Here is a 15,307-nt window from a genome sequence, read left to right as displayed (position 1 = left end):
ATTCCTATATTAGTGTAGCATATTTTTTTAAATTACAGTAGTATTTTCGACAAAAAAATAGTATATTTAAATAGATGGAATATCAGCTTTGATATCTGTCAATACGTATGGAAAGAAGGGTGTTGAGTGGCAAGGTTAACGTTTACGGGAGGGATTCATCCTTATGACGGAAAGGATTTGTCGAAGGATAAGCCGATTAAGGAGATCTTTCCTAAGGGAGATCTGGTGTATCCCCTATCCCAGCACATTGGGGCGCCGGCGAAGCCGGTAGTAAAAAAGGGTGACAAGGTACTGACCGGACAGAAAATTGCGGAGGCAGGCGGATTTGTGTCCGCACCTATTTATGCAACCGTATCCGGTACGGTTAAGGCAATAGAGCCAAGAAGAGTGGTAACAGGCGACAACGTAATGTGCATTGTTGTTGAAAACGATGGGCTGTATGAGGAGATAGACTGGCCCAAGGTACCGCCTTTTGAAAAGCTAACCAAAGAAGAAAAAATTAATATGATTCGGGAGGCGGGAATTGTAGGCATGGGTGGCGCAGGGTTCCCCACGGCTGTTAAGCTTTCTCCCAAGGAGCCTGATAAAATAGAATATGTGATTGTAAACTGCGCGGAGTGCGAGCCTTATCTCACCTCCGATTACCGCAAAATGCTTGAGGAGCCGGAGAAGCTGATAGGAGGGCTTAAGGTATCTTTAAGCCTGTTTGACAATGCCAGAGGGATTTTGGCCGTGGAAGACAATAAGCCGGACTGCATCGAAAAGCTGAAAAGTCTTACCAAGGATGAGAATAAAATTACGGTGAAAGCTCTTAAAACCAAGTATCCGCAAGGGGCTGAGCGGCAGTTGATCTACGCAGCCACAGGGCGTGCCATCAACTCCGCGCAGCTGCCGGCAGATGCGGGATGCGTGGTCAACAATGTGGATACCGTAATATCTATTTATAATGCCGTTATACTGGGAAAACCGCTTATGTACAGGATTGTAACAGTTACCGGAGATGCAATTGTTGATCCCAGGAATTTTAAAGTAAGAATCGGCACCAATTATCATGAATTGGTAGAGGAGGCCGGAGGTTTCAATCAGGAGCCTGTTAAGATTGTGTCCGGCGGTCCTATGATGGGATTTGCTATCTTTGATTTGGATGTGCCGGCTACTAAGACATCCTCCGCACTTCTATGCCTGACAAAGGACGAGGTATCGGCTATGGAGCCTTCCGCCTGCATTAATTGCGGCAAGTGTGTGGAAGTATGTCCCGGCAGGGTAGTTCCGCGGAAACTGGCGGATTATGCGGAGCATTATGACGAAGAAGCGTTTGTAAAAAATGACGGAATGGAATGTTGCGAGTGCGGATGCTGCAGTTTCATCTGCCCGGCAAAACGTCCTCTTACGCAGGTAATTAAATCCATGCGAAAGATGCAGCTTGCAAAGAAGAAAAAATAAAGTAGGAGGAAAGGAATAAAAATGAGCGATTTGATGAAAGTTTCGTCCAATCCCCATGTCCGGTCGAAGGTTACTACCAGTAACATCATGCTTGCAGTGGTAATCGCATTACTTCCTGCGGCAGGCTTTGGTATTTTTAATTTTGGGTTGGATGCACTTATTTTAATTCTAATTACAGTGGCAACCTGCGTGCTGACAGAATATGTTTATGAAAAGGCTATGCACAAAAAGGTTACAATAGGCGATTTCTCGTGTGTAGTGACAGGGCTTTTATTAGCCCTTAATCTTCCTTCCACAGCTCCCTGGTGGATTGGCGTGGTTGGCGGTATTTTTGCTATTTTAGTGGTAAAAATGCTCTTTGGAGGGCTGGGGCAGAACTTTATGAACCCGGCATTAGGCGCAAGGTGCTTTTTGCTGATTTCCTATACCTCTATCATGTGCAATTTTGATTGCGATGCCTACACAGGCCCGACTCCTTTAGCCAGCCTTAAAGCGGGGGAGAGCGTTAATATTCTTGACATGGTAGTGGGAAGAACAGGCGGTGTCATAGGGGAAACATCTATGATAGCGATTGTAATCGGTGCATGTTTCCTGATTCTTTTGGGTGTGATTGATTTAAAGATACCGGGAACTTACATAATAACATTTGTTATATTTATTTTCTTGTTTGGCGGTCATGGTTTTGATCTGGCTTTTGTCAGCGCCCACTTGGCGGGCGGCGGCCTGATGCTGGGAGCCTTCTTTATGGCTACGGATTATGTGACAAGCCCGGTGACGAAGAAGGGAAGATATTTGTACGGTGTGATTTTGGGAATCCTGACCGGAATCTTCCGGATTTTCGGACCATCGGCAGAGGGTGTCTCCTATGCAATCATTTTAGGAAATCTGCTGGTTCCCCTCATTGAAAAGATTACCATGCCGAAGGCGTTTGGAAAAGGAGGGGAGAGAGCATGAAAAATATGATAAAGGATGCTGCGATCCTCCTGGTGATTACATTATTTTCCGGATTGATTTTAGGACTGGTATATGAGATCACTAAAGAGCCTATTGCCATAGCAGAGGAAAAAGCGGCAAAAGAAGCTTATGCGGAGGTATTTCCAGATGCCTTAGAGTTTCAGGAACAGGAAGTGGTTTCAAAAGAGGATGAGAACTGGAAGGCGGAATGGGAAAAGGCAGGCTTTGAGGCTGTGGATATTGATAACGCCCTTATCGCACTTGACGGAAATGGAAATGGGCTTGGGTATGTTCTTACGGTGACGAGCCATGAGGGTTATGGAGGAGATATTACTTTTACCATGGGAATTGGCATGGACGGCACGCTGAACGGTATATCTATCTTAAGTATATCGGAAACTGCCGGTCTTGGCATGAAGGCGGAAGACGTACTAAAGCCCCAGTTTGCAGGAAAAAATGTTTCCGTCTTTACATACACGAAAACAGGTGCGGTTTCTGACAGCGAGATTGATGCCATCAGCGGGGCCACAATTACCACAAATGCTGTCACAACGGCAGTAAATGGCGGCCTTTACTATTTCCAATCACAGTTAGGAGGTGGCGGCAATGAAGCAGAATAAAATAACGGAGCGCCTGCTAAACGGGCTGATAAAAGAAAATCCTACTTTTGTGCTGATGCTGGGAATGTGTCCTACACTGGCAGTTACCACCTCGGCGATGAACGGTCTTGGAATGGGTCTTACCACTATGGTGGTGTTAGCCCTCAGCAATATGTTTATTTCCATGCTGCGTAAAGTCATACCGGATAAGGTGCGTATACCTGCTTTTATTGTGATTATTGCATCTTTTGTGACGGTGGTAGAGCTTTTACTGAAAGCATATATTCCCTTTTTATACAGCGCACTTGGGCTTTATATTCCTCTCATCGTTGTGAATTGTATTATTTTAGGCCGTGCGGAGGCTTATGCATCCAAAAATGGGGTTGTGGCTTCTCTTTTTGACGGAATAGGCATGGGCCTTGGCTTTACCTGCGCGCTTACCATCATTGGCGCTGTCAGAGAATTGATTGGTGCAGGGGAGCTGTTTGGGTTTGGCGTGATGCCGGAAAGCTATGTACCCTGCAGTATTTTTGTATTGGCACCGGGAGCCTTCTTTGTACTTGCTGCGTTAACTGCAATTCAAAATAAAGTTAAAATAGCCGGAGAAAAAAGAGGCAGGGATATGTCAAAAATTCAGTCAGGCTGCAATTCCGACTGCATGAATTGCCAGGAGTCAGGCTGCAGTAAAAGGTTGATTGACACATCCGCCAAAGAAGCGGTAAAAGAAAACGGAGATAGAGCGGAAAAGTCTGCAAAGAAGAAGGAGGGGAAGAACAATGATTAAAGATTTACTGATTATCTTAATCTCATCCTCATTAGTCAGCAATGTAGTCTTAAGCCAGTTTTTAGGGCTGTGTCCTTTCCTGGGCGTATCGAAAAAAACCGGTACAGCGGCAGGCATGGGGAGTGCGGTTATTTTTGTGATTACATTAGCCTCTGCTGTAGCGGGTGTTATTTATAAATACATATTAACGCCGTTTGATTTGACCTACCTGCAAACAATTGTATTTATTTTGGTTATTGCTGCGTTGGTGCAATTTGTGGAAATGTTTTTGAAGAAATTTATGAAATCCTTATATCAAGCGCTTGGAGTTTACCTTCCACTGATTACCACGAACTGTGCCGTGCTGGGTGTTGCGCTTACCAATGTGCAGAAAAATTATGGGATTCTTACAGGAATCGTAAACGGATTTGCAACGGCTGTCGGATTTACCATATCAATTGTTATCCTTGCCGGTATCAGAGAAAAGATGGAATACAATGATATTCCGGAATCCTTTCAAGGAATGCCGATTGTTTTACTGACTGCCGGACTGATGGCAATTGCTTTCTGTGGATTTTCAGGATTGCTGTAGGCGGTATCGGACTAAGAACAAATTTGTGTCGGCGCTCGAATGAATGAGATGTCGGCAGCATGGAGGGTTTGTATGAATATAACAGGTGTTTTGCTTGCTGTGGTTGTGGTGGGAGGCGTTGGACTTTTCATTGGACTTTTCCTGGGGATAGCAGCCATCAAGTTTAAAGTAGAAGTAGACGAAAAGGAAGAAGCGGTTTTAGCGGCTTTGCCCGGCAATAATTGTGGCGGCTGCGGTTTCCCAGGCTGTAGTGGACTTGCGGCGGCTATTGCCAAGGGAGAAGCTGCGGTAAATGCCTGTCCTGTAGGCGGCGAGCCAGTGGGGAAGGTGATTGCCGGTATCATGGGCGTAGAAGCCGGAGAAAGTGTGCGGATGCGTGCATACGTGCAATGTCAGGGCGACTGTGATAAAGTTACATTGGACTATGAATACAGTGGAATTGAAGACTGCCGGATGTTGTCTTTTGTGCCAAACGGAGGAGCAAAGAGTTGTAGTTATGGATGTCTTGGATATGGCAGCTGCGTGAAAGCCTGCCCTTTTGATGCGATTCATGTGGAAAATGGTGTGGCTGTAGTGGACAAAGAGAAATGTAAGGCATGTGGAAAATGCGTTGAGGCCTGCCCGAAGAATTTGATTTCCCTGATTCCATATGACGCGAAATATGCGGTGGCGTGCAGTTCAAAGGATAAGGGACCGGTTACAATGAAAGCCTGCAGCGCAGGCTGTATAGGGTGCCAGCTTTGTAAAAAGAACTGCGCCTCTGAGGCGGTGGAAATTACGGACTTTAATGCCACAATTGATTATGAAAAGTGTGTAAGCTGCGGGGCATGTGCAGGCAAATGCCCAAGAAAGTCTATTGTAAATATATAGTAACAGGTAATATAGTAATAGTAACAAAATAATATATGCTAATTCAGCCCGTCTCCTTAACTTTCGTTGTAGGAGACGGTTTGAGATGGAGGGTGAATGGATGGGAAATCATAAGGTCCAGGTTAGACTTGGAAGTACAGATATTGTTGTAAACAAAAACGCTTTCGGTGCATTGCCGATTCAGAGGGTTAGCGCTGAGGCGGCGGTTAAATTGCTGCGCAGAGCATATGAAGGCGGTATGCGCTTTTTTGATACGGCAAGGGCCTACAGCGACAGCGAGTATAAGTTAGGACTTGCCTTTGAGGGAATGCGTGAAAAAATTTTTATAGCAACCAAGTCAGGAGCGCAAACAGGAGAAGCCATGAAAAAGGATTTGGAAACAAGCCTTGAAATGCTTCGCACAGATTATATAGATATTTATCAGTTCCACAATCCGGCATTTTGCCCTAAGACAGGAGATGAAAGCGGTCTCTATGATGCTGCTTTAGAGGCTAAAGCGGCTGGCAAAATCCGCCATATCGGAATTACAAACCACAGGCTGGGAGTGGCAAAAGAGGCCATTGAAAGCGGTTTGTATGAGACATTACAATTTCCTTTCAGCTATCTTGCCGGGGACAAAGAGGAAGAATTGGTAGAAGGGTGCAAAAAAGCAAATATGGGATTTATCGCAATGAAGGCGCTTTCCGGCGGTCTGATTACCAATTCTGCGGCAGCCTACGCACATGCGGCCGAATTTGACAATGTGCTGCCTATTTGGGGCATACAGAGGGAAAACGAGCTGGAAGAATTTTTATCCTACATAGAGAATCCTCCGGTAATGACCGATGAAATAAAAGCCCTAATCAATCAGGATAGAGAAGAACTATGTGGTGAGTTCTGCAGAGGATGCGGCTATTGTATGCCTTGCCCGGTGGGAATTGAAATCAATACCTGCGCCAGAATGTCGCTGCTTCTTAGAAGATCGCCTTCCGATGGCTGGCTGACAGATAAGGCTAAGGAGATGATGGGGAAGATTGAAAACTGCCTGCACTGCAACCAGTGTAAAGCCAAATGTCCGTATGGCCTTGATACGCCCAATCTTCTTGCCAGAAACTTAGAAGATTATAAAGAAGTACTTGACGGAAAAGTGAGCGTAAAATAAAAGTGTGAATCATCCTAAAGAGCGGAGTTTCCCTCCGCTCTTTTTAACGAAAATAGTATCTAACAAGGAATTTAAAAATTCACGTATAAAATATCGCCCTCCTTTGTGATGAAAACCGCCTGTATTTCTGGAAAGCTTTCAAGCAAAGAGAGCGCTTTTTCATACCCTAAAATAAAACAAAGGGTAGAAAGCGCATCTCCGTCAACCGAATCAGGGCTTAAAATCGTTACCTGCGACAGGCCGCTTTGGGCAGGATAGCCGTTATCTGTGGATAAAATATGGTGATAAAATTCTCCATCCTTTTCAAAGAAGCGTTCATAATTACCGGAGGAAACCACACTCATATCAGAAATATCCAGTGAAAGCGCAGGAGTGCCGGATGGCGCAAAAGGCTGCTGAATACCAACACGAAAAGGAGTTCCATCCGGTTTATTTCCTACCGCAACCACATTGCCTCCTAAATTAATCAAAGCAGAGGTAACACCCTTAGAGAGCAGATATTCTTTCAGCTTATCTCCAATATATCCCTTAGCAATAAAACCAAGCTCCGCCTGTGCCATAGGATCATTTAACGTCACCTGATTGCCATTTATAATGATAGAATGATAATCCACATGTGATAATGCTTCCTCAATTTGCTGCTTTGAGGGAACAATAGCCTGATTATCAGACCCAAAATTCCAAAGCTGGGACAAAGAACCAATAGACGGATCCACCAGTCCATCGGAAAGCCGGGCATACCTTAAAGCAATCTCCAACAATTCCAAAGTATCCTCATCCACAGCCACCGCCTGTCCCATGCTGTGGTTTAACTTCCAAACATCACTTCCCTCAACATTAGGACTAAGCAGATTTTCATAATATTCAGCCAGCCCCATACACTGTTCCAGCAATTCCTCAGACCCGCCTTCATATAACGTAATCGACACAACCGTATCAAAATAAAACCCATTTCCCGTAACCGGCGAATCTTTTACAAAAGAACTGCTGCAGCTTGTAAGAAATACAGGTGAAAAAATACAAAATAAAAATATGATAAAAGAAGATTCAAATATTTTTTTGCAGTTATTGCAAGAAAAGTATTTGAACTTTCTATCGGAAAATAGATGCATGATCAAGCCCCTTCCACTGTTTGGTAACGAATTTAGGTTGTAAAGCTGCCTTATTTCATGTATAGTATTAATGGCGCCATTCACAAACCGGCGCTCCACAGTTATTATAAAGTTTTTATCAAAATTTGCAAAGAGAAAGTGGTGAATCTATATGCGTTTACCTGACGAACAGGACGAAGGAGGAATGGGAGTACCGGTCATCTATACAATTGTGGCCGTTTCCGCCTTTATTTTGATTATTCTGGCAGTTGTGCTTATGAGCAATACAAGACAGCGGGGCCAGGAAACAGCTAAAAACAAGCGCTTGGAGGCGACTCCTTCGCCCACACCGGAGGAGGAGATAGAATTTGTCGAAGGTCAGGAGGATATGGAAACGCTCTATAAGGAGCACAAGCTTCGGGCGGAAGATTTGGACTTTTGGGATATGTATCCAAACAACAATGTCATGATAGGAGAAGATCCTACAGAAAGCCCGGGAAATGACAGAACCTCAGGAACCGACACAAGCCCGGAAGGATCAGCCACGCCAGGACACAGCGCCAGCCCAGGGCCATCGTATGCACCGAATCAAAGTCCCGGCGCATCGGTCTCTCCAACCCCAACATCCGAGCCTACGGAGGAGGAGATGGCTGCTTCCGGAAATTATGTTCAGGTTACTTTAAGAGACGGAACAAAAGAGTGGGTAGAAATATCCGATGACATACCTGGAAACACCTATGATTTTACCAACATTAGAATCAGCGATGGCAAAATGGCATATTACCAGGATGGAGAAAAGCTTTCATGGCTTGGGGTTGACCTGTCTAAAAGTAGCGGAAACGTAGATTTTGAAGCGTTGAAAAATTCAGGGGTAGACTTTGTTATGCTCAGGCTGGGAGGCCGTGGCTACGAGACTGGTTTGGTCAGCCTGGATGATAATTTTGTCAACAACATTACCAAAGCCCAAAGTGCAGGATTGGAGGTTGGCGTTACCTTTTTCTCACAGGCTGTAACCACGCGGGAAGCCGAGGAGGAAGCTGAATTTGTGTTAAACAATTTGATTCCCTATCGGATCAGCTTTCCTGTAGCCTTTGATATGGAATATATTGTCAACGATGAGTCTAGAATTGATATATTGACGAAGGAAGATAAGACGGAGATTGCGGAAACCTTCTTATCCAAGATAGAGCTGGAAGGTTATCGCTGCGTCCTTTACGGCAACAAGAACTGGCTGTTAGGAGAGATAGAGTCAGAGGACTTGCTTGCCTACTATGATGTGTGGCTCAATGAAGCCAGTTCCATACCGGAATTTCCATACCAGTTTAAGATGTGGAAATATAGTGCATCCCAGAAAATAGAGGGTGTGGAAAACGATGCGGCCTATACCATAAGCTTTGTAAATTATTCCCGCAAGTAAGCTGTAATTTTGGGAGAAATATGCAGCTTTTCATAAATGTCGGCATAAACGGAAGAAGATATTTTTTCCAGATAGTTGGGAGAAAAATTCTTGTTTATGCCGGCTTTTTTCAGTAAATCTATCGCCTTATTGTAGGCGATAGCCGCTTCCACATCGCTTGCATAGGTACCTATGGTGTAATTTCCATTGATGTGTATTTTTGCAATATATTTCGTCCCTTTTTTGGTTTCTTTTTTTATGACGCCATGGTAACGGTTATAAATTTCTATATTTTCATATCTAAAATCCAGATCGTCCCCGTTTACGAAACGGTAGTCTCTGCCCTTCACAGCATAATTCTTAATCCCATATCGGTTCATGATATTGGTCTGCATTCCATAGTCGGCTACAAAGAAATGTCGTCCCCGGCGCATGATTTTGTGCGATGAATAAAAAAACAGGTCGTCAATATCAAATTTTAGTATATATTCGGGCGATAAAAGGTATTCAAAGTAATTTTTGCGAACGTAAATGGGGGTGGAAAAATAGATCTGATTGTCCCTGAAATTAATAAGGCAAACCCATTTTTCAAAAGGGAGAACGCGGTGCTTAGAAAAATCTTCCAAAGTAAGAGCACTGTCTGAAAGAAGCGTAATTCCCTCTAAATATGCGGCATAAGCCATATAAGGTGTTTTGTAGCTTCCCAGGGAAATATGCTTTTTTTTGTGGGTTATAGAAGCGCGGTAATAAATGGTACCGTCTTTTTTTCTTGCTGTAAAAACGCCAGGGAGATTCTGCTCCATAGTAGACTCCTTTAGAAATTTTTTTCAATTTAATAATAGCACAAAAAGTTGTATTTTTGAAATATTTTCCCCGGATATGTAATTTTTAGAAATATTTTTGGCATTAACTGTATAAAATATTAAAGAACTGTTACAAATGATAATAAATTTTTAAAAAATCTATGGCAGAGTAAAGAAAGGATGCGTATAGAAAATGTATAAAAAATTTGTAACACAGTTATTTTTATGTAATATGCTGCTGATTATGAGTTGGTTTTGCGTAGGAGGGGCACAGATAAATAAAACGGCTGCCGCACCGGCATTTCAGGTGGCAGGAAGTGAAATCGTAAAGCCAAAGGCGGACAGGTTCTTTGGCCGTTCAAAAAGAGCAGCATCTGGACAACGCATAGTGGACTATGTGGTGATGGAAAAAGAGTACAAGTATGATTTAAAAAGTGCGGATTATGAAGCATTGTTAAAAATTGTACAGGCTGAGGCAGGAAATGAGGATTTAGAAGGGAAGATGCTGGTAGCCGGAGTTGTTATGAACCGGGTGGCGAGCGATAAATTTCCGGATTCCGTTACAGAGGTTGTCTTGCAGAAGGAAAAGGGAGTATATCAGTTTTCGCCGGTGGGAAACGGTACTTACCGGAATGCCAGGGCGTCCCAGGAGACAATTGAAGCAGTGGAGAGAGTGTTAAAAGGGGAGGATATCACCCAGGGAGCTCTTTATTTTGCAGCAAGGAAAAGCGCTGATCCGGAGAAAATGAGGTGGTTTGATTCTTCACTGGTGAAACTCTTTGCCCATGGGAATCATGAATTCTTTATTAATGGTTGATAAATATATATTTTTTATGGTAGAATTAAGAAAAATTTTAGAAGGTACGGCAGGAGAATAAGCTGAAAGAACTTCTCCTTTCTTTCAACTGCAAACTCATGCTTGAAATTTCCTATGACAAGAAGCCTGTGTTTTTTTGTTATGGTAAATTCGTGCGCTGAGAAAGGAGCATTGTCCTAAAATGGATATTTTATATAACAGTACAAGAACAAAAGGAAATCCGGTGAAGGCATCGGAGGCAATTTTAAAAGGGCTTTCAGAGGATGGAGGACTTTTCGTGCCGGAGAGGATTCCTGCTTTGGACAAAACCCTCAGGGAATTATCCGAAATGACCTATGGACAGACTGCCTATGAGGTCATGAAGCTGTATTTGACTGATTTTACCAGGGAGGAGCTTGAGGATTGTATTGCCAAAGCGTATGATGAGAAATTTGACAGGGAGGATATTGCGCCCTTAGTGGAGGCCGATGGCGCTTATTATCTTGAACTGTTCCACGGTGCAACCATTGCTTTTAAGGATATGGCGTTATCTATTTTGCCGCATTTGCTGACGGTCTCAGCCAGAAAGAATCATGTAAAAAACGAGATTGTGATTCTTACGGCAACCTCCGGGGATACAGGGAAAGCGGCGCTTTCGGGCTTTGCGGATGTGGAAGGAACACGTATCATTGTATTTTACCCTAAAAACGGCGTAAGCCCTATACAGGAAAAACAGATGGTAACCCAGAAGGGCCAAAATACATATGTAGTGGGTATTCATGGCAATTTTGATGATGCGCAGAGCGGAGTAAAAAATATTTTTGGGGACAAAGAGCTGAACGCTTATATGGCCGAAAGAGGCTTTCAGTTTTCCTCCGCAAATTCAATTAACATAGGACGGTTGGTGCCGCAGATTGTTTATTATGTGTATTCTTATGCAAAGCTTTTCAAAAAAGGCAACATTAAGGATGGCGAAAAAATTAACGTGGTAGTCCCTACGGGGAATTTTGGGAATATTCTGGCTGCTTATTATGCAAAACAGATGGGGCTTCCTATTGACAGGTTAATTTGCGCATCCAATGAAAATAAAGTGCTTTATGATTTCTTCAAGACGGGCGCTTATGACAGAAATAGAGAGTTTGTTTTAACATCATCTCCCTCTATGGACATTTTAATTTCCAGTAACCTGGAAAGACTGATTTATCATATTGCAGGAAATGACCCGGAAAAAAATAAAGAATTGATGGAAAGGCTGAAAGAGGGCGGTATTTATACAATTACAGAAGAAATGCGCGCGCAGCTTTCCGATTTTTATGGTAATTATGCAACTGAAGCGCAAACAGCTAAGAGAATCCAAGGACTGTACCGTGAGACGGGATATGTGATTGATACTCACACGGCTGTAGCGTCCTGTGTTTACGAGAAATATAAAGAGGAAACAGGGGATAAGAAGACAGCAGTGATTGCGTCAACGGCAAGCCCCTATAAATTTACAAGAAGCGTTATGGAGGCCATCGACAGTAAATATGCCAGGATGGAGGATTTTGATTTGGCGGACAGGCTCTCAGAGCTTTCAGGCGTAAAGGTTCCAAAGGCGATTGAGGAAATCAGGACGGCTAAAGTGCTGCATGACCATATATGTGAAAAGACAGAAATGAAAAAGATGGTAATGAATTTTTTGGGAATTTAAAAGGTAGAAATTCATATCCATGGTTCCTAAGATAGACGGTATAGTGCATCAAAACAGAGGGGGACAAAGAGATGAAACACATTTTGATGGTTGACGACATGGCAGTTAATTTAGAACGTGCGGCGGAGTTACTAAAGGATGCCTATGAAATCTCGGCAGTGAAATCCGGCAGACAGGCATTGGTAATCTTAAGGGAAAGGATCCCTGACATGATTATCATAGATATCAATATGCCGGATATGAATGGATATGAATTAATGGAAGTGGTTAGAAGCGATGTAAGACTGAAAGATATACCTGTTGTTTTTATATCTGTGGAGACTGACAGGGAGAGCGAGATAGAAGCTTTGAAGATGGGGGCCATGGATTTTATCAAAAAACCCTTCGAACCGGAAGTGATGCGCAGCAGAATCGAAAGAGTATTGCAGATGGCGGAGCAGAAAAAAGAGCTGCAAAGTTTTGCATGGCAGGATGGACTTACCAGCCTTTACAATAGGAGATACATAGAAAGACTTCTAAACCATACAAACAGGGATGAAAAAAAATGTTCCTTTATGCTCCTTGATTTGGACAATTTTAAGAAGGTAAATGATAATTTCGGGCATTTGATGGGAGATGAGGTTTTAGTCCGCTTTGCAGATGTCTTAAAGGAGAAGGCAGGTCCCCGGGATATTGTGTGCAGATTAGGCGGTGATGAATTCGCAATCTATTTCCCTGAAGGGTCCGAAGGGTGTGGAAGAAGTCAAATACAGCCAATTGCCCGAAAACTTATAGAGGACGTTGCCTTTGAAATCAATGATATGCTCGGAAACAACTGTGATTTTAAGGTTTCTGTTTCCATAGGTATAGCTGAGAAACCAAAAGATGGAGAATGCTTCTCGGAGTTGTTTGCGGCGGCAGATAAAGCGATGTACTTTGTGAAGCAGAATGGAAAGGGTGGGTATCATTTTCACAGTGATATGGAGACAGAAAAATCCATATCAGAGGAAGAAATGTTACCGAATCTGCTCCAGCTAAGCCGTCAGCTCCATGAGATGGGAGATGAAAGAGGCGTTTATCAGGTAGAATATGCAGGCTTTAAAAAGATTTATAATTTTTTAGCACGCTGTATGGAAAGAGGAAAACAAAACGCACAACTGGTGCTGTTTTCTATCCATGATATAGATGGCAGCGGTTTAGCGCGCTTTAGGGAGACGAAGGGAATTGAAACCCTTGAGCTTGCCATTATCCGGTCGCTTCGGCGTGGAGATGTGGCTACAAGATGTGGAGATGTGCAGTATGCAGCCATTTTAAATGATACCTTTTTGGAAGAAGGGACAATGATAGCAGAGAGGATTCAGGAAAAGTTTAAAGAGCTGCTGAAAGATGATCCCATGCTGCTTACCTATGAAATCCAGAGTATGGGAAGTATTCCTGAATAAATAGCGACTGCTATTTCAAACGAAAAGATGACTTACAGATAACAACAACGGATGTTACAAAAAAGGAAACACCCGTTGTTTTTTGATGCGGTAATAAATCATACGAAATCAGTTTCGGCTGTCGATAGCAAGGTAGTCACGCTCCGGACAGATTGGTTTGTAAGCCGGACGAATAATCTTACCATTGTTTGCAAGCTCCTCCATACGGTGTGCGCTCCAGCCGGAAATACGCGCGATAGCAAAAATTGGAGTATACAGCTCCATAGGGAGTCCTAACATGTGATATACAAATCCTGAATAAAAATCTACGTTGATGCTTACACCCTTATACATCTGTCTCTCTCTGGAAATGATTTCAGGAGCCAGTCTTTCTACAAGGGAATAAAGAGCAAATTCTTTTTCAAGTCCCTTTTCCAGGGAAAGCTTTTCTACGAAGGATTTGAAAATAACGGCACGGGGGTCGGATTTAGAGTAAATAGCGTGGCCTACGCCGTAAATCAGCCCGGCGTGGTCAAAGGCTTCTTTGTGAAGCAGGCGCTTTAAGTAATTGCCAACCTCCTCCTCGTCCGTCCAGTCTTTTACCTCCTGCTTCATTTCCTCAAACATCCGCACAACCTTAATGTTGGCGCCGCCGTGGCGGGGCCCCTTCAAAGAGCCAATCGCCGCTGCAATGACAGAATAGGTGTCCGTCAGGGAGGAGGTCACCACGTGGGTGGTAAAGGAGGAATTGTTTCCGCCGCCGTGCTCCATATGCAGTACAAGGGCAATATCCAAAAGCTTTGCCTCTAAAGGCGTATAAGAACTGTTCGGGCGCAGGATACGCAGAATATTTTCGGCCGTGGAAAGAGCAGGGTCAGGCTGATGGATAAACAGGCTTTTTCCATCGTGGTAATGGCAGTATGCCTGATACCCATAGATGGATAAAAGCGGAAACAGACTGATCAGCTGCAGGCACTGGCGCAGTACATTGGGCAAAGACACATCATCTGCTCTGTCATCATAAGAATAAAGCGTAAGCACACTGCGGGCTAAAGTATTCATCATATCGCTGCTGGGGGCTTTCATGATAATGTCCCGCACAAAGCTGGTGGGCAGGGAACGGTATTTGGAAAGCAAACGTGTAAAACTATCCAGTTCTCTTTCATTTGGAAGCTGGTCAAACAGGAGAAGATATGTAATTTCCTCAAAACCGAACCGGTTGTCCTGGGTAAAGCCATTTACAAGGTCTTTGACATCATAGCCCCGGTAGAATAAACGTCCATGGGCCGGAACTTCCTCTCCATTTATAATATCCTTAGCGCGTACATCTGAGATATTTGTCAGACCGGCCAGCACGCCTTTACCATTTAAGTCGCGTAACCCTCTTTTTACATTATATTTTGTAAAAAGCTCTGTATCAATTATGTCAGCCCGCTCGCTCATTTTAGCCAGGCGGACGATTTCGGGTGTGATTTCAGAAAAAACGTTATTTTCCATTCAAAACTCCTTTCTATGTAAATAAAATCATTAGTAACCATGTTTAAACTGTTTTCATTCTGGTAAGAATGGCTATCATAAAGTTTCACTATAAGTATCGACTATAAGTGTCTTCTTAATATAACGATATTTACTTATACCAGGTATTTATTTCATGAAAAGGCAGTCTGCATTGTCAGTTAATAAATAGAAATGAAAGAACATTTCAGAAAAATCAATATAATCATATTAACATGACAATTCAATTCAAACAAGCAAAAAATGTCCACTTC

14 protein-coding genes are annotated in these 15,307 nt (G+C 43.2%); 11 read left to right on the top strand and 3 right to left on the bottom strand.

The features are described 5' to 3' along the window. Positions 1–126: 126 nt before the first annotated feature. The 7 genes from rsxC to D5281_RS04945 all read left to right on the top strand — a co-directional run bounded on the left by rsxC (position 127) and on the right by D5281_RS04945 (position 6,362). Positions 127–1,443 (top strand): electron transport complex subunit RsxC, encoded by a 1,317-nt coding sequence (gene rsxC / locus D5281_RS04975; RefSeq protein ID WP_330584841.1) that lies wholly within the window; start codon positions 127–129, stop codon positions 1,441–1,443. 21 nt (positions 1,444–1,464) lie between these two features. Next, positions 1,465–2,397 (top strand): RnfABCDGE type electron transport complex subunit D, encoded by a 933-nt coding sequence (locus D5281_RS04970; protein ID WP_160559044.1) that lies wholly within the window; start codon positions 1,465–1,467, stop codon positions 2,395–2,397. Next, positions 2,394–3,017, top strand: a complete 624-nt coding sequence (locus D5281_RS04965; RefSeq protein ID WP_160559043.1) for an RnfABCDGE type electron transport complex subunit G — start codon at positions 2,394–2,396, stop codon at positions 3,015–3,017. The genes D5281_RS04970 and D5281_RS04965 overlap by 4 nt, the downstream gene beginning before the upstream one ends. Further along, positions 3,004–3,780, top strand: coding sequence for an electron transport complex subunit RsxE (gene rsxE / locus D5281_RS04960; RefSeq protein WP_160559042.1), 777 nt, complete (start codon positions 3,004–3,006; stop codon positions 3,778–3,780). The genes D5281_RS04965 and rsxE overlap by 14 nt, the downstream gene beginning before the upstream one ends. After that, positions 3,776–4,351 (top strand): electron transport complex subunit RsxA, encoded by a 576-nt coding sequence (gene rsxA, locus D5281_RS04955; RefSeq protein WP_334296606.1) that lies wholly within the window; start codon positions 3,776–3,778, stop codon positions 4,349–4,351. Before rsxE ends, rsxA begins: the two co-directional genes overlap by 5 nt. 72 nt (positions 4,352–4,423) lie before the next feature. Further along, the gene (locus D5281_RS04950; RefSeq protein WP_160559040.1) at positions 4,424–5,221 is read left to right on the top strand and encodes an RnfABCDGE type electron transport complex subunit B; all 798 of its coding nucleotides are present in this window, start codon (positions 4,424–4,426) and stop codon (positions 5,219–5,221) included. Between the two features lie 100 nt (positions 5,222–5,321). Next, positions 5,322–6,362, top strand: a complete 1,041-nt coding sequence (locus tag D5281_RS04945) for an aldo/keto reductase (protein WP_160559039.1) — start codon at positions 5,322–5,324, stop codon at positions 6,360–6,362. Between the two features lie 71 nt (positions 6,363–6,433). On the opposite strand, the gene D5281_RS04940 is transcribed toward D5281_RS04945, so the two are convergent. After that, the gene (locus tag D5281_RS04940) at positions 6,434–7,474 is read right to left on the bottom strand and encodes an FAD:protein FMN transferase (protein WP_160559038.1); all 1,041 of its coding nucleotides are present in this window, start codon (positions 7,472–7,474) and stop codon (positions 6,434–6,436) included. 151 nt (positions 7,475–7,625) lie between these two features. Between D5281_RS04940 and D5281_RS04935 the strand changes: the two genes are divergently transcribed. Further along, entirely contained in the window at positions 7,626–8,870 is a 1,245-nt protein-coding gene (locus D5281_RS04935) for a GH25 family lysozyme (protein ID WP_160559037.1), read from the top strand. Here D5281_RS04935 and D5281_RS04930 read toward each other — a convergent pair. Then, positions 8,855–9,652: a hypothetical protein gene (locus D5281_RS04930; RefSeq protein WP_160559036.1), complete on the bottom strand. Its 798-nt coding sequence runs from the start codon at positions 9,650–9,652 to the stop codon at positions 8,855–8,857. The two genes, D5281_RS04935 and D5281_RS04930, sit on opposite strands and share 16 nt — an antisense overlap. Before the next feature lie 193 nt (positions 9,653–9,845). Between D5281_RS04930 and D5281_RS04925 the strand changes: the two genes are divergently transcribed. The 3 genes from D5281_RS04925 (at position 9,846) to D5281_RS04915 (ending at position 13,559) form a co-directional block, all read left to right on the top strand. Further along, positions 9,846–10,469: a cell wall hydrolase gene (locus D5281_RS04925; RefSeq protein ID WP_160559035.1), complete on the top strand. Its 624-nt coding sequence runs from the start codon at positions 9,846–9,848 to the stop codon at positions 10,467–10,469. A 181-nt stretch (positions 10,470–10,650) separates the two neighbouring features. Beyond that, positions 10,651–12,138 carry a threonine synthase gene (thrC, locus tag D5281_RS04920; protein WP_160559034.1) on the top strand — a complete coding sequence of 496 codons (1,488 nt, stop codon included), beginning with the start codon at positions 10,651–10,653 and terminating at the stop codon, positions 12,136–12,138. A 71-nt stretch (positions 12,139–12,209) separates the two neighbouring features. Further along, a complete protein-coding gene (locus D5281_RS04915) occupies positions 12,210–13,559 on the top strand; it encodes a GGDEF domain-containing response regulator (RefSeq protein WP_160559033.1) in 1,350 nt (449 codons plus the stop codon). 108 nt (positions 13,560–13,667) lie between these two features. Here D5281_RS04915 and D5281_RS04910 read toward each other — a convergent pair whose 3' ends face one another. Beyond that, positions 13,668–15,035 (bottom strand): citrate/2-methylcitrate synthase, encoded by a 1,368-nt coding sequence (locus D5281_RS04910; protein WP_160559032.1) that lies wholly within the window; start codon positions 15,033–15,035, stop codon positions 13,668–13,670. Between the last annotated feature and the right edge of the window lie 272 nt (positions 15,036–15,307).

The organism is Parablautia muri (assembly GCF_009917485.1).
GTDB classification, from domain to species: domain Bacteria; phylum Bacillota; class Clostridia; order Lachnospirales; family Lachnospiraceae; genus Suilimivivens; species Suilimivivens muri.
Note: the sequence above shows the minus strand (reverse complement) of the source record. Positions and strands in the feature narration are given on the sequence as shown.